The organism is Marinobacter sp. M5B (assembly GCF_042604615.1).
In the GTDB taxonomy this organism is placed as follows: domain Bacteria; phylum Pseudomonadota; class Gammaproteobacteria; order Pseudomonadales; family Oleiphilaceae; genus Marinobacter; species Marinobacter salarius.
The window spans coordinates 434,688-459,893 of sequence record NZ_CP156894.1 but is presented as its reverse complement, the minus strand read 5'-3'; the positions used below and the strand labels follow the sequence as shown (position 1 = coordinate 459,893).

Annotated in this window: 23 protein-coding genes; 6 read left to right on the top strand and 17 right to left on the bottom strand. The window is 59.3% G+C overall.

Features of this window, described 5'->3' with window-relative positions; all coding sequences use genetic code 11:
- Positions 1-51: 51 nt before the first annotated feature.
- Complete coding sequence (locus AAGD24_RS02045) at positions 52-687, top strand: glutathione S-transferase family protein (RefSeq protein WP_199447598.1); 636 nt, start codon at positions 52-54, stop codon at positions 685-687.
- Positions 688-690: 3 nt separating this feature from the next.
- Here AAGD24_RS02045 and AAGD24_RS02040 read toward each other — a convergent pair whose 3' ends face one another.
- Entirely contained in the window at positions 691-1,608 is a 918-nt protein-coding gene (locus AAGD24_RS02040; protein ID WP_228210265.1) for a LysR substrate-binding domain-containing protein, read from the bottom strand.
- Between the two features lie 121 nt (positions 1,609-1,729).
- Here AAGD24_RS02040 and AAGD24_RS02035 point away from each other — a divergent pair, with 121 nt between their 5' ends.
- Together AAGD24_RS02035 and AAGD24_RS02030 are read left to right on the top strand one after the other, a co-directional pair.
- Positions 1,730-2,452 carry an FMN-dependent NADH-azoreductase gene (locus AAGD24_RS02035; RefSeq protein ID WP_228210264.1) on the top strand — a complete coding sequence of 241 codons (723 nt, stop codon included), beginning with the start codon at positions 1,730-1,732 and terminating at the stop codon, positions 2,450-2,452.
- Between the two features lie 19 nt (positions 2,453-2,471).
- A complete protein-coding gene (locus tag AAGD24_RS02030) occupies positions 2,472-2,966 on the top strand; it encodes a gamma-glutamylcyclotransferase family protein (protein WP_036202511.1) in 495 nt (164 codons plus the stop codon).
- A gap of 13 nt (positions 2,967-2,979) precedes the next feature.
- Here the strand turns inward: AAGD24_RS02030 and AAGD24_RS02025 are convergent, their stop codons facing one another.
- Positions 2,980-4,263, bottom strand: coding sequence for an FAD-binding oxidoreductase (locus AAGD24_RS02025; RefSeq protein ID WP_228210263.1), 1,284 nt, complete (start codon positions 4,261-4,263; stop codon positions 2,980-2,982).
- Between the two features lie 259 nt (positions 4,264-4,522).
- Between AAGD24_RS02025 and AAGD24_RS02020 the strand changes: the two genes are divergently transcribed.
- Positions 4,523-5,986 (top strand): aldehyde dehydrogenase, encoded by a 1,464-nt coding sequence (locus AAGD24_RS02020; protein ID WP_379867383.1) that lies wholly within the window; start codon positions 4,523-4,525, stop codon positions 5,984-5,986.
- A gap of 52 nt (positions 5,987-6,038) precedes the next feature.
- On the opposite strand, the gene AAGD24_RS02015 is transcribed toward AAGD24_RS02020, so the two are convergent.
- The gene (locus AAGD24_RS02015; RefSeq protein WP_273622785.1) at positions 6,039-7,403 is read right to left on the bottom strand and encodes a glutamine synthetase family protein; all 1,365 of its coding nucleotides are present in this window, start codon (positions 7,401-7,403) and stop codon (positions 6,039-6,041) included.
- A gap of 120 nt (positions 7,404-7,523) precedes the next feature.
- Positions 7,524-8,588 carry an endonuclease/exonuclease/phosphatase family protein gene (locus AAGD24_RS02010; protein WP_305936218.1) on the bottom strand — a complete coding sequence of 355 codons (1,065 nt, stop codon included), beginning with the start codon at positions 8,586-8,588 and terminating at the stop codon, positions 7,524-7,526.
- 157 nt (positions 8,589-8,745) lie between these two features.
- Here AAGD24_RS02010 and AAGD24_RS02005 point away from each other — a divergent pair, with 157 nt between their 5' ends.
- A complete protein-coding gene (locus AAGD24_RS02005) occupies positions 8,746-10,698 on the top strand; it encodes a hypothetical protein (RefSeq protein WP_379866360.1) in 1,953 nt (650 codons plus the stop codon).
- On the opposite strand, the gene AAGD24_RS02000 is transcribed toward AAGD24_RS02005, so the two are convergent.
- The 13 genes from AAGD24_RS02000 to AAGD24_RS01940 all read right to left on the bottom strand — a co-directional run bounded on the left by AAGD24_RS02000 (position 10,695) and on the right by AAGD24_RS01940 (position 24,157).
- Complete coding sequence (locus AAGD24_RS02000; RefSeq protein ID WP_041333636.1) at positions 10,695-11,690, bottom strand: branched-chain amino acid ABC transporter permease; 996 nt, start codon at positions 11,688-11,690, stop codon at positions 10,695-10,697. The two genes, AAGD24_RS02005 and AAGD24_RS02000, sit on opposite strands and share 4 nt — an antisense overlap.
- Before the next feature lie 2 nt (positions 11,691-11,692).
- Complete coding sequence (locus tag AAGD24_RS01995; RefSeq protein WP_075195407.1) at positions 11,693-12,580, bottom strand: branched-chain amino acid ABC transporter permease; 888 nt, start codon at positions 12,578-12,580, stop codon at positions 11,693-11,695.
- Positions 12,581-12,694: 114 nt separating this feature from the next.
- Entirely contained in the window at positions 12,695-13,909 is a 1,215-nt protein-coding gene (locus AAGD24_RS01990) for an ABC transporter substrate-binding protein (protein WP_075195408.1), read from the bottom strand.
- A 92-nt stretch (positions 13,910-14,001) separates the two neighbouring features.
- A complete protein-coding gene (locus AAGD24_RS01985) occupies positions 14,002-14,724 on the bottom strand; it encodes an ABC transporter ATP-binding protein (protein ID WP_305936220.1) in 723 nt (240 codons plus the stop codon).
- Entirely contained in the window at positions 14,721-15,497 is a 777-nt protein-coding gene (locus AAGD24_RS01980) for an ABC transporter ATP-binding protein (protein ID WP_379866357.1), read from the bottom strand. Before AAGD24_RS01980 ends, AAGD24_RS01985 begins: the two co-directional genes overlap by 4 nt.
- Positions 15,498-15,567: 70 nt before the next feature.
- Entirely contained in the window at positions 15,568-16,377 is an 810-nt protein-coding gene (locus AAGD24_RS01975; protein ID WP_075195409.1) for an alpha/beta fold hydrolase, read from the bottom strand.
- 4 nt (positions 16,378-16,381) lie between these two features.
- Positions 16,382-16,798 (bottom strand): PaaI family thioesterase, encoded by a 417-nt coding sequence (locus AAGD24_RS01970; protein WP_075195410.1) that lies wholly within the window; start codon positions 16,796-16,798, stop codon positions 16,382-16,384.
- The gene (locus AAGD24_RS01965; protein ID WP_379866354.1) at positions 16,795-18,444 is read right to left on the bottom strand and encodes an AMP-binding protein; all 1,650 of its coding nucleotides are present in this window, start codon (positions 18,442-18,444) and stop codon (positions 16,795-16,797) included. Before AAGD24_RS01965 ends, AAGD24_RS01970 begins: the two co-directional genes overlap by 4 nt.
- 158 nt (positions 18,445-18,602) lie before the next feature.
- Complete coding sequence (mmsB, locus tag AAGD24_RS01960; protein ID WP_136633429.1) at positions 18,603-19,496, bottom strand: 3-hydroxyisobutyrate dehydrogenase; 894 nt, start codon at positions 19,494-19,496, stop codon at positions 18,603-18,605.
- A 45-nt stretch (positions 19,497-19,541) separates the two neighbouring features.
- A complete protein-coding gene (locus AAGD24_RS01955; RefSeq protein WP_036202467.1) occupies positions 19,542-20,636 on the bottom strand; it encodes an enoyl-CoA hydratase/isomerase family protein in 1,095 nt (364 codons plus the stop codon).
- A 39-nt stretch (positions 20,637-20,675) separates the two neighbouring features.
- Positions 20,676-21,455, bottom strand: coding sequence for an enoyl-CoA hydratase (locus AAGD24_RS01950; RefSeq protein WP_036202464.1), 780 nt, complete (start codon positions 21,453-21,455; stop codon positions 20,676-20,678).
- 35 nt (positions 21,456-21,490) lie between these two features.
- The gene (locus AAGD24_RS01945) at positions 21,491-22,657 is read right to left on the bottom strand and encodes an acyl-CoA dehydrogenase family protein (RefSeq protein ID WP_041333630.1); all 1,167 of its coding nucleotides are present in this window, start codon (positions 22,655-22,657) and stop codon (positions 21,491-21,493) included.
- Between the two features lie 9 nt (positions 22,658-22,666).
- Complete coding sequence (locus AAGD24_RS01940; RefSeq protein WP_075195413.1) at positions 22,667-24,157, bottom strand: CoA-acylating methylmalonate-semialdehyde dehydrogenase; 1,491 nt, start codon at positions 24,155-24,157, stop codon at positions 22,667-22,669.
- A gap of 149 nt (positions 24,158-24,306) precedes the next feature.
- Between AAGD24_RS01940 and AAGD24_RS01935 the strand changes: the two genes are divergently transcribed.
- Entirely contained in the window at positions 24,307-25,182 is an 876-nt protein-coding gene (locus AAGD24_RS01935) for an AraC family transcriptional regulator (protein WP_041333627.1), read from the top strand.
- The last annotated feature ends 24 nt before the right edge of the window (positions 25,183-25,206 follow it).

Genomic DNA, 25,206 nt, shown 5'->3' with positions numbered 1-25,206 from the left:
TCTCGCAGTAACCCATACCCCTGAAAAAACAGGCTCGAAAAGGAGATCAGCATGTCGGAACTCACCTTTTACACCCACCCCATGTCACGTGGCCGCGTTGTACGCTGGATGTTGGAAGAAGTCGGTATCCCCTACACGGTAGAGACGATGGATTTCGGCCCGGACATGAAAACCCCGGAATACCTGGCCATCAATCCCATGGGCAAGGTGCCCGCCATCAAACACGGCAGCACCATTGTGACCGAGGTGGCGGCCATCTGCGCTTACCTGGCGGACCAGTTCCCGGACAAGAAGCTTGCCCCACCGGCTGCCTCTCCGGAACGTGGCGCCTATTACCGCTGGCTGTTTTTCATGGCGGGCCCTTTCGAGATGGCTACCAGTGCGCTGGCCCACGGCTGGAAGATCGACAGCACAAACGTGCAGGCCGTCGGTTGCGGCCGGGTGGAAGACAGTATCAACACGCTGGAGAAAGTGTTGGGCAAGAGTCCCTACATTTGCGGTGACACGTTTACCGCAGCGGATGTGCTGGTCAGCAGTTACCTGTGGTGGGAAACCATGCAGAAAAACATTCCGCCGAACAAGGTATTCCAGGAGTACATCCAACGCACGGAAAGCCGGCCAGCGGCCAAGCGTGCCAATGAGCTGGATGATGCCCTGGTGGAGTCGATGAAAGCTGTCACAGCCTGACGATCAGGCGGAAGCAGCCGGCGATACTGGGCATAATCCCCCGGGTACATTCAGTACCCAATCGCGGATGGCCAGTATCGTCGGGTCCTGCCGGCGGCTTTCCGGGTACACCAGATAGAAAGGCTTACCTTCAAGCTCCGGGCCGAAGGGCTGCACCAGCCGACCTTCGGCCAACTCATCCTCAATCAACGGCCGGCTCATCAACGCCACGCCCTGGCCACCTACCGCAGCGGAGATGGCGTGGGTTTCATCCGAAAACACCAACCCGGCACTGACATCCAACCCCGATATTTCCGCCTGTTTCTGCCAACCCGCCCAATCTATCGGGTTGACTATGGTCTGCTGGGGACGAAAGTGAATCAACGGATGGTTGGGCAGATCTTCAGGCCGTTTCAGCCCGAGGTGGGGGCTGCAAGCCGGTATAAACGTGTTATCGAACAGCTTCTCCGCGACCAAACCCGGCCAATGACCATCACCGTAGCGAACGGCGAGATCCGCCGTAACCCCGTCCAGGGCCACTGGTTCGTGTGAGGCGTGGATGCGCAGATCAATGTTCGGATGGCTGTCCCGCAACATACACACCCAGGACAACAACCAGCGCACCGCCACAGCCGGCGTGGTCGAGAGAGTAACCGCCTGGCGCGATGGCACCGCCTTCAGCCGCTCTATGGCATTGCCGATGTTATCGAACGCAGCCCCCAGCACCTCCTGCAGTTCTCGCCCTTGGGACGTCAGCACCAATTGCCGGGGTTTGCGAATGAATAGCTCAACCCCCAGTGCCTCCTCAAGCCCGCGAATCTGATGGCTGATGGCCGTGGCGGTCACCGACAGCTCCTGGGCAGCCTGCTTAGCACTCTCATGGCGGGCAGCAGCCTCAAAGGCTCGCAAGGCGGATAGCGAAGGCAGACGACGGGGGTTCATGGGTGAATTTGTCTCATCTATAGGTGCGAAAAATCATCGTTTGTGGCCCTTTAAGTATGGTTTTAGGCTTAATTCACTGTCAACAACAGATGAATTTACTTACAACCTGATGGAGCCCAAAATGACTCATATCCTGCAACTCGACGCCTCTGCCCGCCCTGGCCGCGCCGGCATCCACGAACACGGCTCCCACAGCCGCAGCCTGACACACCGGTTAGTTTCCCGGTGGCAGGCTCAACGCCCTGGCGATACCGTGACCTACCGCGATATCGGCGGCACGCCCCCATCCTTCATTGATCAGCAATGGATACAGGCGGCCTTTACTCCGCCCGAAAAGCACGAGCCCTGGATGAACGACACACTGGCAGAAAGTGACCAACTGATCGATGAACTGGTCGCCGCAGACATCCTGGTCATTGGCGCGCCACTCTATAATTTTGGTATGCCAGCAGCGCTGAAGGCATGGGTGGACCTGGTGGTTCGCATGGGCAGGACTGTGGAATACGACCCCTCCACTCCCGAAGCCCCCTTTACCCCGCTACTCGCCGACCGCCCGCGCCATGCGGTTATCCTGTCATCCCGCGGTGGCGTTGGCTTTGGACCGGGAGGCGAGCTGGCACATATGAATCACCTTGAGCCAGGCCTGACCACGGTGCTTGAGTTTATCGGCATCACCAATGTGCACAGCATTGCCATTGAAAATCAGGAGGAAGGCGGCGAGGTGTTGGCGCAATCCGTTGCCGAGGCAGAACAACAGGTGGATGAACTGGTGCTGGCGTTGCTGGAAACACTCACCAAGGCGACACCTGCCATGACGTCGTCATCACTGGTAGGCTCGGTGTAATCGCCAACAAGGACATTGCATGCTCTGCTTCAGCTATGGCTCCAACATGTCGCAACGACGACTCCAGGCCCGGGTTCCATCAGCCCGATTCATAGCTGTCGCAGAGCTTACAGCCCATCGGCTCCGCTTTCACAAATCCGCCAGCGACGGCTCCGCCAAATGCGACGCGGAAGAGACCGGCAACCCGGGGGACTGGGTGACCGGCGTGGTGTACGAAATTGATGATTCAGAGAAACCAGACCTGGACCGACATGAAGCTCTGGGGTTTGGCTACGATGAGAAGCAGGTTGAGCTGAAAACCGAACAAGGCACCCTGCACGCCTGGATGTATTATGCCACCCGCATCAACAACTCACTTAAACCCTTCCACTGGTACAAGGACCACGTGCTCATCGGCGCCCGGGAAAACGGCTTGCCGGCGGACTACATTGCGCAGATTGAAGCCGTGGAGTCCATTGATGACCCCAAACCAGAACGGCACGCCCGGGAGCTGTCGATTTACAGCAACACATAGGCTGCCGGCTTCCTTACACCCCCAACCGATCCCGCAACGCGTAATACCAGGCCCCTATTGCCGTCAAAGGCACCCGAAACGCCCGCCCTCCCGGAAACGGGTAATGCGGCAGGCTGGCGAAGGCGTCGAAACGTTCGGCCTGGCCCTGGATGGCCATCGCCAACGCCTTGCCGGCAACGTGGGTAAAAGTTACGCCGTGGCCGGAGCAGCCCTGGGAATAAAACACGTTATCCTGCAGCCGGCCCATTTGCGGCAGGCGTGACAGGGTGAGGAGGAAGTTGCCGGTCCAGGCGTAGTCGATCTTCACGTTGGCCAACTGCGGGAAGGTTTTCAGCATATTGGGGCGAATCAACCGTTCAATGTTGGCCGGGTCGCGGGCGCCATAGACCACGCCACCGCCGTAGATCAGGCGTTTGTCGCCAGACAGGCGGAAGTAATCCAACAGGTAGTTGCAGTCTTCCACACAGTTGTCTTGTGGCAGCAGGCGTTTAGCGACCTCATCATCAAGCGGCTCGGTGGCGATGATCTGGGAGCCACAGGGCATGGACTTGGCGCCCAGTTCCGGCACCAGGCCGCCGAGATAGGCATTGCCCGCCAGCACCACAAACCGTGCCCGCACTTCGCCTTGATCGGTTTTTACCGTGGCCGGCTGGCCATGAACAATCCCGGTAACGGCTGAATGTTCGTGGATCACGCCACCGAGGGATTCCAGGGCAGCCGCCTCGCCCAGGGCCAGGTTCAGGGGATGGATATGGCCGCCGCTGTGATCAATCGCACCGCCCACATAGCGCTCGGTGCCGACCCGGGCACGAACCCCTTCCCGGTCCAGCAATTCCAGTTCCCCGTATCCAAACCGCCGCCAAAGTGCCTGCTGGGTTTCCAGATGGCCCAGTTGCCGTGTGTTCAGGGCCGCGAAAATCCCACCCTCTTTCAGGTCGCACTGGATGCCGTAGTCCCGTACCCGTTGACGGATGATCTGGCTGCCTTCAAACGCCATGGACGCCAAGTGGGTCAGGTGATCCGCTGTGGTCTGGCGTTCGATTGCGTCGAGGTCACGGCTGAAGCTGTTGACGATCTGGCCGCCGTTACGGCCGGAGGCGCCCCAGCCCACGGTAACGGCTTCGAGCACTACCACCCTGAAACCGGCTTCAGCCAGGAAGAGCGCCGTGGACAACCCGCTGTAGCCGGCACCAACCACGCATACATCGGCCTCGCAAGCGCCTTGGAGCACCGGCCGTGTCGGGGCCGGATTGGCCGACGCTGCGTAATAGGATGGAACCGGGGAATACTGGGTCATGGAGGTGCGCCAAATGGGTTATCAAAAGGGTTCTTGGGCAGGCAATGAAAAGGGCAATCCTGTTGCCCGTCGAACTCAGTCTATGCCGGCTTTCAGCCCACGGGAAGACACGTTCTTGTACCTATATGGAAGGCCGTCGACGCGGCTCAAACACCTGCTATGATGACGCCATTCCTTTGCCTTCGAGGCCGCCATGTCTGACCCTGTATCCACCAATGCCATTTCCGGAACACCCACTAGCCAGCCCGAGTGGCAGGCAATGGCCGACACCCTCGCCATAGAGGGCCGCGCCTATGTAAAGGGCAGTTATCGCTGGGCGGTAAACGGTGAAACCTTTCCGTCGATCAGCCCGGTAAACGGCCGCGAACTGGCCCAAGTGGCCAGTTGCGACAAAGCCGATGCGGACAAAGCCGTAGCCATCGCCCGAAAAGTCTTTGAGCGCGGCGACTGGCGTGAGCTGGCCCCGGCCAAACGCAAAGCTGTGCTGATTCGCTTTGCGGAATTGATCGAAGCCCACGGCGACGAACTGGCCCTGCTGGATACCCTGGATATGGGCAAACCCATCAGCCATGCCCGTACGGTGGACGTACCGGCCACCGCCCGCGCCATACGCTGGACCGCCGAAGCCATCGACAAGGTGTATGGGGAACTCGCCCCCACGCCCCATAACCAGATCGGCATGATTTCCCGGGAGCCTATGGGTGTGGTGGCCGCCATCGTGCCCTGGAACTTCCCGATGATCATGGCGGCCTGGAAAATCGCGCCGGCGCTGGCCACCGGGAACTCAGTGATCCTCAAACCCTCGGAAAAATCGCCGCTCACAGCCATTCGCCTGGCTGCACTGGCCACCGAAGCCGGCATACCCGACGGCGTGTTCAACGTACTCCCCGGTTTCGGCCATACCGTGGGTAAGGCCCTGGCCTTGCACATGGACGTGGACTGCTTGGTGTTCACCGGTTCCACCAACGTGGCCAAGCAACTGATGGTCTACGCCGGCCAGTCCAACATGAAACGGGTGTGGCTGGAGGCCGGCGGCAAGAGCCCCAACATCGTGTTTGCGGATGCCCCGGACCTGAAAAAAGCCGCCGCCGAAGCCGCCAGTGCCATCGCCTTCAACCAGGGCGAAGTCTGCACCGCCGGTAGCCGTTTGCTGGTGGAGGAAAGCATCCGCACCGAATTCGTTGGGCTTATCCGCGAGGCCCTGAAAACCTGGCGCCCCGGCCATCCGCTGGACCCAGCCACCACCTGCGGCGCCATCGTCGACCAGGCTCAGCTTGATCGCATCATCGACTACATCGGCATTGGCCAGTCGGAAGGGGCAACACTGGTGGAAGGCGGTCAACGAGTGATGGCAGAGACCGGAGGTCTGTTCGTGCAGCCCACGGTGTTCGATGGCGTGAACAACCGCATGCGCATTGCCTCGGAGGAAATCTTCGGGCCGGTGCTCTCGGTGATCGGTTTCACCACCGCCGAGGAGGCCATCGAGATTGCCAACGATTCCATCTATGGGCTCGCAGCCGCCGTATGGACCTCCAATATCAATACCGCCCACAAAGTGGCCAAGGCACTGCGGGCCGGCAGTGTGTGGATCAACCACTACGACGGCGGCGACATGACTGCACCGTTCGGAGGTTTCAAGCAGTCCGGCAACGGGCGCGACAAGTCCCTGCATGCATTCGATAAATACACGGAACTGAAGGCCACCTGGCTGGTGCTTGAATAGTTCCCACGAAAAACGGCGCCCTGTGGCGCCGTTATCGGATGACGGGAAGCCATTAAACCGTATGCAGGTACCAGAGATATTCGAGATCTGAGATGGTCATCTCGAACTCGTTCAGTTCGTGCTCCTTGCAGGCGACGAACACATCCAGAAATTCCCTTCCCAGATAGTCCGCCATCACCGGCGACTGACCGAGCTCCCGCAACGCATCCCGCAGGTTATTCACCAGACTGGCTTCGTGCTGTTCGTGGGCATTGCCCACGGTCACGGGCGGTGGCTCGATGCGGTTGGAAATACCGTAGTGAATGCCCGCCAACACCGCCGCCATCAGCAGGTACGGGTTGGCATCAGCACCCGCAACGCGGTGCTCAATCCTCAGCGCCTCGGGATCTCCACCCGGCAGGCGCAGGCTGGCCGTGCGGTTATCCACGCCCCAGGTCGCCGCACTGGGCACGTAATACTCCGGGCTAAACCGGCGGTAGGAGTTGATGTTGGGGCAGAACAGCGCCATGGCGTCGTTCATGGTGGCCACAAGCCCACCAACGGCCCAGCGCAGCATGTCGTTAGGTTGCTCGGCGTCGCCGGCAAATACATTGCGCCCTTCCCCATCAATCAGGCTGACATGCAGGTGCATGCCGCTACCCGCCTGGTTGTGATACGGCTTGGCCATGAAGGTGGTGTCCATCTCATGGTCGTAGGCCATATTCTTGATCAGGCGTTTGAGCAGGGTGGCGTGGTCGCAGGCCTGCACGGCGTCATCCACGTAATGCAGGTTCACCTCAAACTGGCCAGGGGCGGATTCCGCCACCAGGGCGTCCGCCGGCAACTCCTGCTCATGGGCCGCATCCAGCACATCCGCCAGAAATTCCGCGTATTCATCCAGGTCGTCAATGGAGTAGGCCTGGGTGCCCGCCGGGCGCTTGCCGGAAATGGGCGACTTGGGAGGCTGGGGTCGGCCGGCGAGGTTTTCCTGGTCGATCAGGTAGAACTCCAGCTCATAGGCGGCGACCGGGGTCAGGCCCAGTTCCTCGAACCGCTTGACGATGTTCTGCAGCACCACGCGCGGGTCCGCAAAAAAGGGTGTCTCACGATCCAGCTCATACATGGTCAGCAGCAGTTGGCCAGTGGGCCGCTTCTGCCAGGGTTCCATGGTGAGCGTACCGTCGATGGGCAGACACACTCGGTCCGCCTCGCCAATATCCAGGCCCAGACCGGTCTCTTCCACGGTGGTGCCCTGGATATTCAGGGCAAAGATGGACGCCGGCATGGCGATGCCCCGCTCAAACACCTTGGGCAGGGTTGAAGGGTCCACGCGTTTACCGCGGACAATGCCGTTCATATCCGGGATCAGCAGGTCAATAAACTGCAGTTCGGGGTGTGCCTGAAGGAATGCGTCAGCGCTCGCAAAACCAGAACCCATAAGGTCAGCCTTTCAAAACTCAAACAGGCCTGTGGCGAGGGGCCGGCACAGGAGATTTTCAAGGCTCCTTTATCCTGCTTTCCGGGGCAATTTGCAAGATAGGGACATACCACAGCGCGCCTAGTCATCCTGCTCCCGAATCTTGCCTTCGCGGATGTTCTCACGGGCTTCCTGGTGCTCGTCGCGGTCCGCTTCCGGAGCCTCGTGCTCATCCGCTCTTGAGGGGCGGAAGCACAGCGTGGTCAGTATCGGAAAGTGGTCGGAACCAAAGGGGGCGAGCCTTTCAATTCTGCCCAGCGTAAAATGCTCGGTGGTGAAGACGTGGTCCAGCGGCCAGCGCAGGTACCAGCGTTCGGCGTGAAAGCTGTTGAACATGCCCCGCCCCCGACGCGGGTCCAGCATGCCGCTGACGCGGCAAAACAGCCGCGTGGTGCGGGACCAGGCCACATCGTTCAGGTCACCGGCGACAATGGCGGGGTAACCATCTTTATGAATCTGTTGGCCGATCAGTAACAGTTCAGCATCCCGCCACAGGGACTCCTCACTTTCACTGGGTGCCGGTGGGCGCGGATGCACGGCGTGCAGTTTCACACGATCACCCGAGGGTAACCTCAACCAGCCGTGGATCGAAGGGATATCGTCCTGAATCAGGTAGCTCACCTCGGCCTCTTCCAACGGCAGCCTCGAATACAGATGCATGCCATAGAGGTTGTCCAGCGGCACGCGGATAATGGTCGGCCAGTCACCAAAAGCCGCATCCAGCTGATCGCCCCACCACTGATCCGATTCCAGAGTCAGCAACACATCTGGCCGGTGTTCCTGGACCTGGCGAATCAGACCCTCGCTGTTGCGGTTGGGCGTCAGTACGTTGGCAATCATCAATGTGACACAGCGGTCTTCCTGGCCGGACTCCGCTGATTGCACCTGCAGGGGCCATAAGCGTGTCCACGGCAAAATGCGGTACAGCTGCAACGCAAGCACCACCACCAATATCGCAAGCACCCACTTTTGCAGGCCATCGTTCTCCAGCCATAGCGCTGCGAACGCCACCAATACCGCCAGGCTGACAATCTGAACACGGGGGAACTCACAGGCACGGATCCACCAGTCATGAAGGCGCACTTTGCCGAGGACGGTCACCGCGAGCAGGGCGATGGCCAATGTCAGCAGGGTATAGTCGATCAAACAGGCCTCCGAGACAGAGTCGTATATCTGTACCTACACCATAAACGATTGACACGACTTCTGCTGGACGACCTGATCATCGCCAGCTTTGTCTCTGGCCCGGGGCCGACTACACTGCCAGTGACGGAGCGAGGAAAAACGAAAAAGGAGTTAACCCTTGGATCTTGCCCAGGCTTCATTGCAATTCGATGCCGCTCTGGCAGACTTTGCCCGCGCCCGCAGCGCGTCACCACAAGCCTCCAGCCTGGGGCTGCTGGAGCGTGCGCGCCTTCTAATGACGCTGCCGGGAGGTTTCGATGTCCTGTACCGCCGGGTTCGCGCTCTGGAATCCGCCGGTATATTCGGCACCAGTGACTGGTCCAAGCCCGCCATACTGCAACCTGCCCTGGCCAAGCACTCACTGCGAGAAGCCGGTGCGGTTACCACCGTTGTCGAGGCGATCAGCGAAATACGGCTGCTGGCGGTGGTGCGCGGTGACTATTTTCACCCTGGCATTTCCTCCGAGCAGGCCCGGCATTTCCTCACCCAGGTGATGGCCCTGAACCTGGACCTGCTGTCTGGCACTCTCACCGAGGCCGATCGCGAACGGCCCAAGCAACTCGGCCCCTTGGTGCTGGGGCTTTACCAATACCTGATATCCCACCTTGGCTACGAGAACCTGCTGGACAGCCTGGTGGCTGAGGTGTGGCGGCTACTGGAACAAGGTCCTGTGCAGGTGGACAGCATCTGCGACATGATTGGCCAGATCGCCAAATGCCTGTACGACCCGGAACTGAAAACCACCGGCACGGCCGACGCCACCCGGCTGGTACGGGCCCTGTTCGCACCCACACCCGGCAGCCGCGAAGACCCCGGATTGGACGTTTACCAGCTACGCCTGACCCAGATGGACGACGTTGAACTGTCCGCGGAAGCCAGCGAGTTCGCCCGCAACATGCACGACACCGGGCTTGCGTCGCCCTATCATGCCGTGTTCTTACGGTTCCTTCGTACCAGCGACGAGGACGAACTTATCCCCACGGCCCTGGGCCTGACAATGACCGGGCTGGATGACCTCTACTGCTACAACCAGCTTGTGGATGCCTTGATTGATGAAGCCATCCATCCGGAAACCTGTCAGGCGGTCTACGGGCTGACCATGATGCTGGAGCGGGGTTCGCTGTTCACCCCACCGGTCGCCCAGGCACTGTGGCGGCAGATCAAGCTTAAATTATCGGCGGAAACCGAGCAGGCTCTGTCAGAAGCGTTCGGCGATGAGGTTCCACCAAGAGTGTTCCTGCTGGCCGGCGTGCTCAACCTTCTGGGCCAGCCACTGGGCGTGGGCCAGGGCAACAACCCCAGTTGCCAGTCTGCCATAGGATTGTCCATGTGGGCGGCCAACGAGGCTGATTACCTGCTGCAGGTACTCACCTGGGCAGCCCGCGACAACGAGGTACTGAGTCGGTTTGAAGGCTGGGAAGTATCGTCCAAGAACCTGGAGCCGGGTCTGGTCAAGGACACCCCGGTGGATGTGGACCCGGTGTCACTGATCCTGATTCCCCATCTGGACCGGATATACGGTGAGATGTGGCGGCGCTGCGAAGACCGTAACGACGACGCCCACCGCTGGATCAACCCGGAGTTCTATGGCTGGTGGGTCAGCCACGGCTTCAAGGTGGTGGCCGACATCCATACTGGAGAAGTCACCGACTACGACGATTTCATCCGGCACTTCTACGCCAGCTATCACCCCTACTACAACGGCAACATTCCGGTGATTCACCACCAGCCTGCCGGTATCGCCGTTACCGACAGCGCCGCCCGCTTCGTCGGCCGACATGCCATTACTATCCTGAGAGTGGCCCTGAGCCCCAGAAACGAAATGCGGGTGTACTTCTTCAACCCCAATAACGACAGCGGCCAGGACTGGGGCCAGGGCATCACCTGCTCAACCCGGGGAAACGGAGAGATTCGGGGTGAGGCATCCCTGCCGGTGGCGGAATTCACATCCCGCCTCTATGTGTTTCACTACGACACCCTGGAACTGGGCGATCTGGCAGCCATACCCGAGGCCGAAGTGGCCCGGGTCATGGCGTTGGGGTATGGCAGTTGGGCGGCCAGCGACGATTAACTCATGTTCTTGCGCATGAAGTTCTGGATCTCTCCCACAATACCCGAGCGGAAGGCCATCACCGTCAGCACGAAGATACCGCCAAGAATAGGATCTACCCAGTCACCCAGCGGCCCCTGGGCCAGCTGATATTCCAGGTTCACCACGAACGTGGCGCCGACCACCGGGCCCAGCAACGTGCCGGTACCACCCAACAGAGTCATCAGGATGACTTCGCCGGACATGTGCCAATGAGCGTCGTTGAGAGACGCAAGCTGGAACACCACGGTTTTCACCGATCCGGCCAGGCCGGCCAGGCCTGCGGAGATCACGAATGCGAGGAGCTTGTAGCGATCCACGTTGTAGCCAAGGGACACCGCCCTGGGCTCGTTCTGCTTGATCGCCTTGAGCACCTGCCCGAAGGGCGAGCCGACAATGCGCTGCACCGCCAGATAGCCTCCCAGGAAGACCGCCAGCACGAAATAGTACATGGCGTAGTTGTTACTCAGGTCAACAAAGCCGAACAGGTGGCCGCGGGGTACGCCATGCATACCGTCCTCACCACCGGTAAACGGGGCCTGTACGAAGAAGAAGTAGACCAGTTGCGCCAACGCCAGGGTGATCATCGCGAAATAGATTCCCTGGCGGCGAATGGCCACAACCCCGAAGCCGAGCCCCAACACCGTTGCCGCCGCCGTGCCCACCAGAATCCCCATTTCAGTCGTCAGACCGGAGAAATTCGAGAGCAGGTAACCGGTGGTGTATGAGCCCGCCGCCAGGAACGCAGCGTGCCCGAAAGACAGCAGGCCGGTGTAACCCAGCAGGAGGTTGAACGCCACTGCGAACAGGGCGAAGCACAGGATTTTCATCAGGAACACGGGGTACATCACCGCCGGTGCCAATAGGAGCAGCGCCAGCAGCACAAGATTCAAAATCTGCTTCTTGCGTTGCTCGGATTTCTGCTGCTGAATAATACTTTGCTGGATATCTGTCTGCGTGGTTGCGTTCGCCATGACTATGCCTCCTTACCAAACAGGCCCGACGGGCGAATCAACAGGACAACCACCATCACCAGGAAGATCACGGCTGCCGACCCTTCCGGGTAGAACACTTTGGTAAACCCTTCTACTACCCCCATCATCAGGCCGGTAACGACGGCCCCGGCGATAGAACCCATGCCGCCGATGACGACCACAGCAAACACCACGATGAGTATGTTGGAGCCCATTACCGGCGATACCGAATATATGGGTGCGGCAAGCGCACCGGCGAAGGCGGCGAGCATGACACCAAAACCGTAAGTGAGGCTGATCAGCAGTGGCACATTGATGCCAAAACCCTGCATCAGCTGGGAATCTTCCGTGCCGGCCCGCAGGTAGGAGCCAAGCCGGGTTTTCTCAATCATGAACCAGGTTGCGAAGCACACCAGCAAGGCAGCCACGATCACCCAGGCTCGATAGTAGGGAAGGAACATGAACCCGAGGTTCATACCACCTCTGAACACCTCCGGCATGGAATAACGCAGGCCGGAAACGCCGTAAATATTGGTCAGAACACCTTGAAGGATCAGTGCAATCCCGAAGGTCAACAACAGGCTGTAGATGTGATCCTGGCCCGCGATGCGGCGCAACAGGAAGTACTCCAGCAGAATGCCGAAACAGCCAACAATCACGGGTGCGACGAAAAGCGCTACCCAGTAGTTGACTCCGAAGGCATCAAAAATCAGTACGGTACACATCGCACCGAGCATGTACATGGCACCGTGGGCGAAGTTGATGATTTTCAGCAGGCCAAATATTACCGCCAGGCCGAGGCTCAGCAGAGCGTAAAAGGCACCATTGATCACCCCGAGCATCAACTGGCCAGACAGCACGGCCACGGGGACTCCCAGAATCTCGGTCATGTTACAAACTCCAAAAGCAGCGCAACGGATCATTCACAAGTTGCGTGTCTGCAGGTCAGTGGCCGCCCCGCCAGCACTGCTGGATAGCGCGGGACGGCCCAGTCGGTCAGAACATCAGTTTTTGGTTACGAGCTTGCACTTGCTCTCAGACAGCGGGCGATAGGCCTCGTCCCCTGGGATGGTGCGTACGATGTCGTACAGGTCCCACTCGCTCTTGGACTCCTCGGGCGTTTTCACTTCCGCCAGGTACATGTCGTGAACCATACGGCCGTCCTCACGAATGATGCCGTTCTTGGCAAACATGTCGTTGATCGGCGTATCCATCATCTGCTTGCGTACCGTTTGGGCGGCATCCGAACCGGTGGCCTTCACGGCGTTCAGGTACTGCATGGTGCTGGAGTAGATACCGGCGTGAACCATGGTGGGACGAACGCCTGTTTTCTCCATGAAACGGTCAGACCAGGCACGGGTTTCGTCGTTCATGTCCCAGTACCAGCCGGTGGTGAGCTGGATGCCCTGGGCAGACTGAGCACCCAGTGCGTGAACGTCGGTCAGGAACAACAACAGCGCCGCCAGGGTCTGGCCGGACTGGGTCAGGCCGAATTCACCGGCGGTAGTGATGGCATTGGTGGTGTCTGCACCGGCGTTTGCCAGGGCCACCACGTCAGCGCCTGAGGACTGCGCCTGCAGGATAAAGGACGAGAAGTCAGAGGTCGGGAAGGGATGACGCACTGCCTGCATCACTTCGCCGCCATTCTCTTCCACCACACGGGTTACGTCGCCTTCCAGGGCGTGACCGAAGGCATAGTCAGCGGTCAGGATAAACCAGCTCTTGCCACCTTCTTTAACCACCGCGCTTGCCGTACCGTTGGCCAGCGGATAGGTGTCATACACGTAGTGGATGTGGTTCGGCGTGCAGTGCTCGTTGGTAATACTGGACGCGGCAGAACCGGAGACGATACCGAGTTTGTCGTTTTCTTCCAGGATGTTGCTGACGGCAATGGTGACCGAGGAAGCAACCAGGCCGGCGATCAAATCAACGTTCTCGTTCTCCACCCAGCGCCGGGCAGTACTGGAGGCGGAATCCGGGCTGTTACGATCATCCGCGCTGACCACTTCGATCTTGGCGCCATTGACCGTGCCACCGAAGTCCGCGATGGCCATTTCCAGGGCTGTCTGGCCATTGGGGCCGGCCAGGTCACGATAGGTGCCGGACATGTCGGCCAGGTAACCGATTTTAACGGTGTTGTCGGATATCTCAGCCTGGGCAGCACCCACAAACATGGCTGATGCAATCGCTGATGTCAGAAGCTTTTTGGTGATTGTCATTGTTGTTTCTCCGCTACTGTCTTTGCGTTGGTTTTCGGGTTTCGTTCTTATTGCTCTTGTTGCACTCTTTATTTCACTCTCATCCCCAGGCCTTACACACCCAGGTACTTGTCCAGCATCGACTGCTTGGCCTCAAGCTCATCGGCGCTGATCTCCTCCACAATCTGGCCGTGTTCCATCACATAGTGACGGTCCGCCAGGGGTGCGGCGAAATGGAAATTTTGCTCAACCAGGACAATGGTCAGGCCTTTTTCCTTCAGCTTGACCAACACCTCGCCCAGTGTTTCAACGATGACCGGAGCCAGGCCTTCGGTGATTTCATCCAGCAACAGCATGTTGGCGCCCGTTCTCAGAATCCGGGCCATGGCCAGCATCTGCTGCTCACCACCCGATAGTTTGGTGCCAGGGCTGGCACGGCGCTCGTACAGGTTGGGGAACATGGAGAAAATTTCCTCCAACCCCATGCCGCCACTTCGGACGACCGGCGGAAGCGTCAGGTTTTCCATGACATTGAGTCCGGAAAAAATGCCCCGGTGTTCGGGGCAATACCCTACTCCCAACCTTGCAATGTGGTGAGGCGCACACGTCATGGTCTCCTCACCGTTAATCATGATCGAGCCGGTGCGGCGGCCCACCATATTCATAATCGCTTTCAGGGTTGTGCTGCGCCCGGCCCCGTTGCGGCCCAGAAGAGTGACCAGTTCGCCGCGCTGAACCTCCAGATCAATGCCATGGAGAATGTGGGACTCGCCATAGAACGCGTGAAGCCCGGAGATTCGTAGCTGTTCGTAATCTTTCGAGTGGGCCTGGGTCATTCCGCCGCCTCCTGCTTCTTGGTGGCCGTGCCACCCATATACACCTCACGCACACGGGGGTCATCGGACACCTGTTGGTAGTCGCCTTCGGTGAGCACGGCCCCCTGTGCCAGCACGGTGACCCGGTCGCACAGTTTGCTGACCACACCCAGGTTGTGTTCCACCATCAGCACCGTGCGGCCTTGAGCGGCCTTGCGCACCAGTTCAACGACCCGCTCCACGTCTTCACTGCCCATTCCCTGTGTGGGCTCATCCAGCAACAGCAGCTCCGGCTCCATGGCCAGAGTGGTGGCCAGTTCCAGGGCGCGTTTACGACCGTAGGCGAGTTCGACGGTGGTGGTATTGGCGAATTCAGTCAGCCCCACACTGTCCAGCAGTTCCATGCAACGCTCATTGAGCTTGTTCAGGGACTCGCCGGATTTCCAGAAGCGAAAGGAGCTTCCTTCAAAGCTCTGCAGAGCGACGCGAATGTTCTCGAGCGCCGTCATATGGGGGAAAACCGCAGAAATCTGAAAGGAACGGACCACCCCTTTGCGGGCAATGGCCGCCGATTTCATTGAAGTGATGTCCTCACCCTTGAACAGGATTTTGCCTCGGGTAGGAATCAGGAATTTGGTGAGCAGGTTGAATACCGTGGTCTTGCCCGCGCCATTAGGGCCGATCAGGGCATGTATGTGGCCACGCTGCACCTTCAGGTTAACGTCATCGACCGCCACAAAGCCCTTGAACTCTTTGACGAGGCTTTGGGTCTCCAGAACGAACGGGTCACTCATGAGCCATTCTACCTTTGTTATTGTTGTGCGTTTATACTGTGTACAGAGTAGATTGACGTCTACGTAAACGTCAACCGAAAATCGTACTTTTTTGGCCAATCGCCATTCGCAAAAAATCACTGACCAACGTCAGCGCCTGGGCAGGCTGCTGCAAGTGGGGCGAATGCCCCGTGCCAGCCATGAACACCGGTTCAGCCCGATGCCCGATACCCTCCACAATCCGGGTCACCTGTTCTGGAACGCCGTATTCATCATCGTCCCCCTGAATGATCATAGCCGGGCAACGAATGGCGTCCAGCCAAGGGCCAAAGTCCATGGACTCTTGAAATCCCTCATCCAGCCAGACGTCCTGCCAGGCGTAGAACAACGCATCAGTGCGTTCGCCGTGATGGCGCAGTAACTTCTCGCGAATACCTTCTTCCAGGTAGCGACGGCGCATGTCGCGGATACCAGCCAGGGTGAGGTGATCGGCCCAGGTATGGGCGGCCATGGTGACCAACCCTTTTACCCGCCCTTCCAACGCTGCTGCGGCAATCAGGGCAATGGAGCCGCCATCGCTGTGGCCCACCAGAATCACCTCATCAATCGCCAGCGCATCCAGCAGCCGGGGCAACCACACGGTGCCTTCCTGCTCCAGATAATCGTAGGGACGGGGCAACGGCTCGTCACTGGAGGCACCGTAACCACGGCGCTCATAAATCAGCGCATCGAGGCCCGTGACCTCCGCCAACTGGCGCGGGAACTGCTTCCACAAGGCAATGTTGCCCAGGGATTCATGCAGGAACACCAACACAGGTCCGGTACGGTCACCGTGGCTCAGGCGCTGGGCCTGAACCCTGACGCCCTCCCCCAGGGAAACCGAAAGATTGCTGACGTTCATGCCGTCACCGCTGCGCCGGAATCGCGTAGGTGATGGTGGCATGGGCAACCGGGTCTTCCAGGCCATCGGAGAGAATATAGACTTCACCCACCCCACTGGTCTTGCCGATTCTCAGCATGCTGGCCCGCGCCCGGATCGGGCTGTGGGCCACGGGCTTGCGCAGGAAGTTGATGTTTAGGTTACTGGTCACCGCCAGCGGCACCAGGCCGATTTTTCCCAGCAGTGCGGCATACAGGGCCACGTCCGCCAACGCCATCATCGCGGGGCCGGACACCGTGCCGCCGGGGCGCAGATGCTCTTCAGCAACCTCCAGCTTCATTTCGGCCCAACCGTCGCCCAGTTCCTGCAGGGTGCCGTAGCGGGCACCCTGGGGAAACTGTTCGGCGAGGAAGGCCTGCAGCTCCTCGAAGGTGACAATCATCCCTGTTTCTCTTCCTTCGCCTGGTTACGCAGAACAAAGCGCTGGATCTTGCCACTGGGGGTTTTCGGCAGCTCATCCACGAATTCAATTTCACGGGGATAGGCGTGAGCGGAAAGGCGATGGCGAACCAGCTCCTGCAGCTCGTCCTTCAGGGCATCTTCGCTTTCAGGCTCCTGGTCACCCTTGATAACCACATAAGCCTTGATGATCGAACCCCGCTTTTCGTCGGGCTTCGCCACCACACCAGACTCGGCCACCGCCTTGTGCTCCAGCAGGGTGCTTTCCACATCGGCCGGGCCCACGCGGTAACCAGCAGTGGTGATAATGTCATCGTCACGGCCGCTGAATGAGAAGCAGCCACCGCCGTGATTCACCACCATATCGCCGGTGAGGTAGTAGCCATTCACGAACGGGTCTTTTTCGCCCCAGGTGTAGCCGTCGAAATGGAACAATGGCGAGGCCTTCACATCCACTGCCAACTGGCCGATCTCACCTTCGCCCACAACTTCATTCTTTTCATTGAGGGCAACGACTTTGTGGCCAGGAGAGGAATAGCCCATGGAGCCCTGGCGCACCGGATGATCAAGGCCATGGAAGTTACAGCAGGTCATGCCGGTTTCGGTCTGGCCATAGTGGTCCTTGACCGGGCAGAAATGACGCCGCTCAATCCAGCTCACCACTTCCGGGTTCAGCGGCTCACCAGCACTGCTGGCCACCCGAAGGCCAAGACTCTCTCCTTCCGGAAGAACGTGGTCATTGGCTTTCAGCAACCGATAAGCAGTCGGGGCCGCCGCCAGGTTGGTGATCTTGTACTTGCGGATCATGTCGTAGGTGGTTTCCGGGGTAAACGCGCCCGGGTTGAAATGGGTGGCATGCCCCATCAGCAACGGGCCCACCACGGCGTAGTAAAGACCGTAGGCCCAGCCCGGATCAGCGACGTTCCAGAACACATCATCGTCCCGCAGGTCGATGGCATATTTCATGTACACGTAAAACGCCAGCAACGCCTTGGCAGGAACCGCAACACCCTTGGACTTACCAACCGTACCCGAGGTAAACATCTGCAGGAACGGATCACCACCCTTGATCAGTACCGGTTCAAACTGGCCAGACTGCTCTGCCAGTGTCTTTTCAAAGTCCGGGATATCGCCACTGACTTCGGCCGCGCTCACGCACACCACAGGTGCGCAGTCCTTGACCTCGGTAAGTTTCGGGTAGTTGACGGGGTCAGTGACCACCAGTTTGGTGCTGGCGCGCTCGAAACGATACTCGATGGCACCAGGGCCAAAGGCGGTGAACAGCGGCTGGTAAACGGCGCCAGCGCGAAGGGCGCCCGCGATGACAATCAACAACTCAGGGCTGCGAGGCAGCAGGGCGGCAACCCGGTCGCCCTTGCCGATACCGCGGGAGGTCAGGTAGTTCGCAAAACGGGCGGATTGTTCTTTCAGCTCGGCGAAGGTCAGCTTGCCGGAACCGCCATCAGCTTTTTCGTAATAAAGCGCAACCCGTTGGGGGGCGTCTGCCCATTTGTCACAGATTTCCGTACAGACGTTCAGGCCATCGTTCAGGTTACCCTCCAGAATCTCGGCTTCGAGGCTGGCGGGGTCGAAATTGTCATAGACCGATTGGTAATCCGGGAGGCTCATAATCCAGTCCTTTTATTGTTGTGGCAAATTCTGAACTCAATGTGTATCACAGGCTATAGTTTACGTAAAGGTAAACTTCAAGCTAAAAATAAGCGCCTTCAAAACCCATCAGCATGAACGAAAAGCTCGACCCAGATGGTCCTGAAGGCGCTGCCTGTTCAGCCCTGCTCGCGGTAATAGAACTTCTGTATGCTGGAGAAATCCAGCCCGCCATTACCCTCGTTGGCATGGAGCGCAAACAGGTTACGGGCCAACGACCCCATGGGGATGGGGGCCTGATTCTTGACCGCATTGTCGAAGGCCAGCCCCAGGTCCTTGTTCATCAGGTTCACCAGGAAACCGCCTTCGTAGTCACGGGACGCCGGAACACCCTCCATGACACCCGGCCAGGGGTTGTAGACGTTCAGCGCCCAGTTACCACCGGAACTCTGTTTCATGATTTCCGACAGTACCGCAGGGTCCAGGCCGTTCTTCACGCCCAGTGCCAATGCTTCGCTGGTACCGCTCATCAGGATGGCCAGCAGCATGTTGTTGCAGATCTTGGCAACCTGCCCGGAACCGTGGGGGCCAGCGTGGAAGATGTTCTTCCCCATACCTTCAAGAATGGGTTTGGCGCGCTCGAACGCGTCCGCCTCACCACCACAGATAAAGGTCAGCGTGCCCGCCTTGGCGCCACCAACACCGCCGGAGACCGGCGCATCCATAAAGGTGATACCAGCCGCCACAGCTGCTTCGGCCACACCTTTCGCGGTTTCCGGTGCGATGGTGGAGGAGTCGATCACCAATGTGGTGGACGGCAGGTTTTTCAGCAGGCCGTTGTCGCCCAGGTAAACCGCTTCCACGTGCTGGCCCGCAGGCAGCATGGAAATCACCACCTCGGCACCCTCCACTGCTTCCTGAATCGTCGCTGCAGATTTCGCACCTTCGCTGGTGAGCGCCTTGACCGCCTCGGAAGACAGATCAAACACCGTCAGGTCGTGTCCCGCCTTAACGAGGTTGGCGGCCATAGGGCCACCCATGTTGCCAAGACCGATAAATGTGATAGTCGCCATATTGTTGTTCTCCATTTTTGATCAGTGTTGGTCTGTTCGGTTTTTTCAGGGCTCGATAAAGAATCGGTCGATCCATTCCGGGTCCACGCTCTTCAGTGTCGGGAAATGCCAGCGTGGCTTCAGGTCCTTGTCGATCAACAGTGCCCGGACGCCCTCGGCAAACTCACCCATCTTCAGGCAGCGTTTCGATATTTGAAGCTCCTTGTCGAAAACCTGGGACAGGCTGTCGTGCAAGGTGTCGTGATAGTGTTGCCAGGTCAGAGTCAGGGACGCCGGCGACGCCGCCGCGACCGTCTTGACCGCCTTGATCAGCCAGGGATCTTCGCCGGCGTACTGGCTCAAGTTATCCACCACGTCCACCAGCGAATCGCCGTCGGTAAGGGCCTGGATCACATCAAAGTGCTCGCGTACCACGGCCTGTGGCATTGCCTCGCGGGAGCCCTCCTCGAATCTGCGCAACACTTTGCTAACAGCGGCATGGGCGCCACCCTCAAGGCCGGCAAAGCCCGACTGCTGCAAGGCCTGCTTGACCTCCTCGCGCATGTCGTGGCGAATAAACCGATCGGCCAACCCGGTAAACAGCGCATCAGCGCCGTTCATCCGCGCCCCGGTCAGCCCCAGGAACAAACCGATCCGGCCCGGCATTTTGTTGAGGAACCAGCCAGCGCCGACATCCGGGTACAGGCCGATACTCACTTCCGGCATCGCCACACGTGAATGCTCCGTCACCACGCGATGGGAGCCGCCAGACATCAGGCCGATGCCGCCGCCCATCACCACGCCATTGCCCCAGACAATAAAAGGCTTGGGATAGGTGTGAATCTGGTAGTCCAGTTCGTATTCGTCGGTGAAGAATCTATCCCCTTCACTGACGGCACGACTGTCAGAGCGCGGCTCTGTCATGTCGCGATACAGCGCCACAATGTCCCCGCCGGCGCACAGGGCCTTGTCGCCCTCGCCTTCCAGCCACACGGCGCCGATGGTGTCGTCCGCGGCCCACTGGTCCAGCTTTGCCTTCAACAGGTGGATCATCTCCAGCGACAATGCGTTCATGGCGCGCGGAGCGTTCAGCCGTGCCACACCAATGCGGCTACCGCCAGCGGCTTCCAGTTCCTCAAAAATGACTACTTGATCGCTCATACCATTCACTCAGTAATCCGGCCCGATTTATCGATGCTTTTAACGGTTTTTCCATTCCGGCGTGCGCTTTTCAAGGAACGCATTCACGCCTTCGCGCTGGTCTTCGGTGCTGAACAGTTCGATAAACAGTTCCCGCTCCATTCTCCAGCCATCGTCGTGACTGCGACCGTCACGGGCGCTCATCACCAGGGTCTTGCAGCGGGCAACAGACGACGGGCTCTGCTTGCCGGCCATCTCCGCCAGCTCCAGCGCCTTGTCGAGGGCTGCGCCCTGCGGCACCACTTCCTCCACCAGCCCGATGCTCAGGGCCTTGTCGGCCTTGATACGCTCACCACACAGGATCATGCGCTTGGCCCAGCCTTCGCCGACCAGCCAGGGCAGGTTCTGGGTGCCACCGGCACAGGGCAACAGGCCAACGGTGGCCTCTGGCAATGCCATCTGGGCATGCTCCTCGGCAATGCGGATGTCACAGGCCAGGGCACACTCCAGGCCACCCCCCATGGCATAGCCGTTCACGGCCGCAATTGACACGCCACGGAAGCGAACCAGGGCATCGAAAGCCTGGCCAAACGCCTGCGCCATGACACTTGCGTTACCAATGTCGCCATCGGCGAAGGCCTTGAGGTCGGCACCGGCGGAGAAAAACTTTTCGCCCTGGCCAGTGACCACCAGCGCAAAGATATTGCGATCGGCGTTGAGCGCCTCAATCGTCTCTTCCAGCGCTTTCAAAGAAGCCTTGGTCCAGGTATTGGCCGGTGGATTGTTAATGGTGATGATCGCGGTGTGACCGCGTTTTTCCAGCTGAATCAGTTCGCTCATGTAAATTCTCGCCTTTTGTTAGTTGGCAGAAGCGTTTATTGAATAGCTTCAGCGACACCAGGCTCCAGTAGCCGGCGGGCTACGATCAGCCGCATGATTTCGTTGGTGCCTTCCAGAATCTGATGCACCCGCAGGTCGCGTACGTAGCGCTCCAGCGGATACTCGCGGATATAGCCGTAACCACCGTGGAGCTGAAGTGCTTCGTTGCACACCTCGAAACACGCATCGGTGGCGAAGCGTTTGGCCATGGCGCAATGCAGCGTGGCTTCGGTATCGCCCTGATCCAACCGATAGGCTGCCAGGCGAACCATCTGCCGTGCGGCTACCAGGTTGGTTGCCATGTCCGCCAGCTTGAACTGCAATGCCTGGAAGCCCGCCAGGGCCTGGCCGAACTGCTCGCGCTCGTGCATGTAATTGCGGGCACGCAGCAGCGCCGCCTGGGCACCACCCATGGAGCAGGTGGCAATGTTCAGGCGCCCGCCGTCCAGGCCTTTCATGGCGATCATGAAGCCCTGACCTTCTTCGCCCAGCCGGTTATTCGCCGGCACGCGCACGTTCTCGAAGGTAATCTGGCGGGTGGGCTGGCTGTTCCAACCCATTTTTTCCTCGGCCTTGCCGTAGTGGATGCCATCACTGTCAGCGGGCACCACAAACGCACTAATACCCTTGGGACCACTGCCCGGCTCACCGGTACGGGCCATTACCACCAGCATCTGGGTGGCGCCGGCGCCGGAAATAAACACCTTGCTGCCATTCAGTACATAGCTGTCGCCGTCCCGTGTGGCCTTGGTGCGCAGGTTACCGGCGTCAGAGCCGGCACCCGGTTCCGTCAGGCAGTAGGAACCCAACCATTCACCACTGGCCATTTTCGGGGCGATCTGTTTCTGGATATCGGCATTGCCAAATTGCGCCACCATCCAGGTCGCCATGTTGTGGATGGTGATGTAGGCGGCCGTGGAAGGACAGGCAGCCGCCAGCTCTTCCACGATCACGCTGGTATCCAGCCGCGACAGCCCCATGCCGCCCTGGGCTTCCGGTGTATAGATCCCGCAAAAGCCCATTTCGCCGGCTTCGCGGATCACTTCCACCGGAAACACATGCTCGGCATCCCATTTGGCAGCGTGAGGCGCCATGGCCTTCTCTGCGAAGGCCCTGGCGGCCTCGCGGAAGGCCAGCTGATCTTCAGTCAGATCAAAGTTCATGGGCTCCCCTTACCGCATGCGGATGGAGAAGTTGGTTTCAGCCACCGCATCGCTGCTGAACCAGCGACAGGTAATGGTCTTGGTCTCGGTGTAGAACTTCACCGCCTGCTTGCCGTAGGCGTGCTGGTCACCGTAGAAGGAGCCTTTCCAGCCAGTGAAGGAGAAGAACGGCAGGGGCACCGGAATGGGCACGTTGATACCCACCTGACCCACTTCGATCTCATGCTGGTAGCGACGTGCTGCTCCACCGGAGCTGGTGAAGATGGAAGTACCGTTACCGTAAGGGCTGTCGTTGACCAGGTTGATGGCATCTTCCAGGGTGTCCACTTCCATGCAGGCCAGAACCGGGCCAAAGATCTCTTCCTTGTAAACATCCATCTCCGGCTTGACCCCGGCGAACAGCGTCGGCCCTACCCAGTTGCCGTCAGGCAGACCATCAACGGTGCAGTTGCGGCCATCCAGCAGCAGCTTGGCGCCTTCTTCCTCACCGCGGGTAATCAGCGATTCCACGCGCTGCTTCGCCTGCTTGCTGATAATCGGCCCATAATTGGCTCCCTTGTCGTTCCAGGCACCGGGTCTGACCGCAGCCAGGGCTTCCTTCACTTCCGGAATCCACTCCTGGGCCTCGCCCACGAACACGGCCACGGAAATCGCCATGCAACGCTGGCCGGCAGCACCAACCGATGCGCCTACCAGAGCTTTGACCACCTGATTCTTGTCCGCGTCCGGCAGGATCACCATGTGGTTCTTGGCGCCGGCAAAACTCTGTACACGCTTCATGTTACGGGTGCCGGTTTCGTAGATGTAACGGCCCACCGGTACGGAGCCAACGAAGGACACAGCCTTGATGGCCGGATCGGTCAGCAGCACGTCTACCTGTTCTTTACCGCCGTGGACAACCTGCAACACACCCTTGGGGGCGCCTGCTTCTTCAAACAGCTCCGCCAGACGCATCGGGGTCAGCGGGTCCTGCTCGGACGGCTTGAGAATGAAAGTGTTACCGGAGGCAATGGCCATCGGGAACATCCACAGCGGGATCATGGCCGGGAAGTTGAACGGCGTGATACCGGCACAGACACCCAGCGGCTGGGTGTAGGAATAGGTGTCGATCTCGCGGGCCACGTTCTCAACGGTTTCACCCATCATCAGTGAGGGGATGTTGGCTGCGTGTTCCACAACCTCGATACCACGCCATACGTCGCCTTTGGCATCTTCGAAGGTTTTGCCGGTTTCGCTGGACAGGATCTCGGCGATTTCATCATGGTGTTCTTTCAGCAGGGCCTGGTAACGCATCATCACCCGGGCGCGCTCGGAGACCGGGACCTCTTTCCAGGTCTTGAACACTTCGCCTGCGTTGTCGATAGCGCGACGCATCTCGGCGTCGGTGGTGCAGGGTGCACGGGCAATCACTTCATTGGTAGCTGGGTCAGTAACGTCAATCCACTGCTCAGTCTGGCTTTGGACGAACTCACCACCGATATAAAGGGGTACGTTTTTCATAGCAATATTCCCTGTCATTGTTGTAGGTCTTTGGGCCTGTGCCCTATGGTTGTCATCGATCCTAGCACAGCCTTCTGCCGCTTAATGATTGACTAAGTTTCGACCATGATGGACTATCTTTCGAAACCATCATGAAACAGGCGCCTACGATGACCAAAACATCACAGTGGCCCGTACCGCCGGACAGCATTCGTTATGTCATCCCTGACCCGGTCATACGCGGCCTGTCACGACATCCGCTGACCCGCGACCTGTACCCGCTCGCCTTCGGTCACTATCGCCGCGCCGCAGGCCACCACATGCACCGGGAGCACCACAATGACGATCTTTTGATCCATTGCACGGAGGGGGAAGCCTACCTGAATGTCGAAGACGAACCCTGCCTGATACGGGCGGGCGACCTGGTGCTGATACCGGCCGGCGCCGCCCACCGATACACCGCCGCACCGGAGAACCCATGGACAATTCATTGGGTGCACTATGCAGGCCCATTGGCGGAACACTTTCGGGAACACATGGGATTTACCGACGGCATCCGCGTTCAGCACATCGGTCGGCAACCCCGATTGCTGGTGGACTTCAACGGCCTGCTTTCGGTACGGCAGACCGGTTTCCGCACCCCCGGCCTGGTCCATGTGGCCAACCGGCTACGCCAGTTGCTGGCGGCCGTTCCGCTGAGCGTCGGCGAGGCCGGCCAGGCGCAGCAGCCAGACCTGGACATCATTCATAACTTCATGCGCGAGCATCTGGATGAGCGCATCACGCTCAATCAACTGGCGGACCTGACGGGGCTCTCACCCGCACACTTTGCCACCCGCTACCGGGCCCTGACCGGCGTCTCCCCGATCCAGCATTTCCTGCACCTGAAAGTGGAACAGGCCTGCCAGTTACTGGACACCACGGACCACTCCTTTACCCAGATCAGTAGCCTTCTGGGCTATGACGACAACTATTATTTTTCGCGACTGTTCAAGAAGGTCATGGGCCAGTCCCCCACCGACTACCGCCACACCCATCGTCATTAACCCTTGATGATATTCCTTTCATAA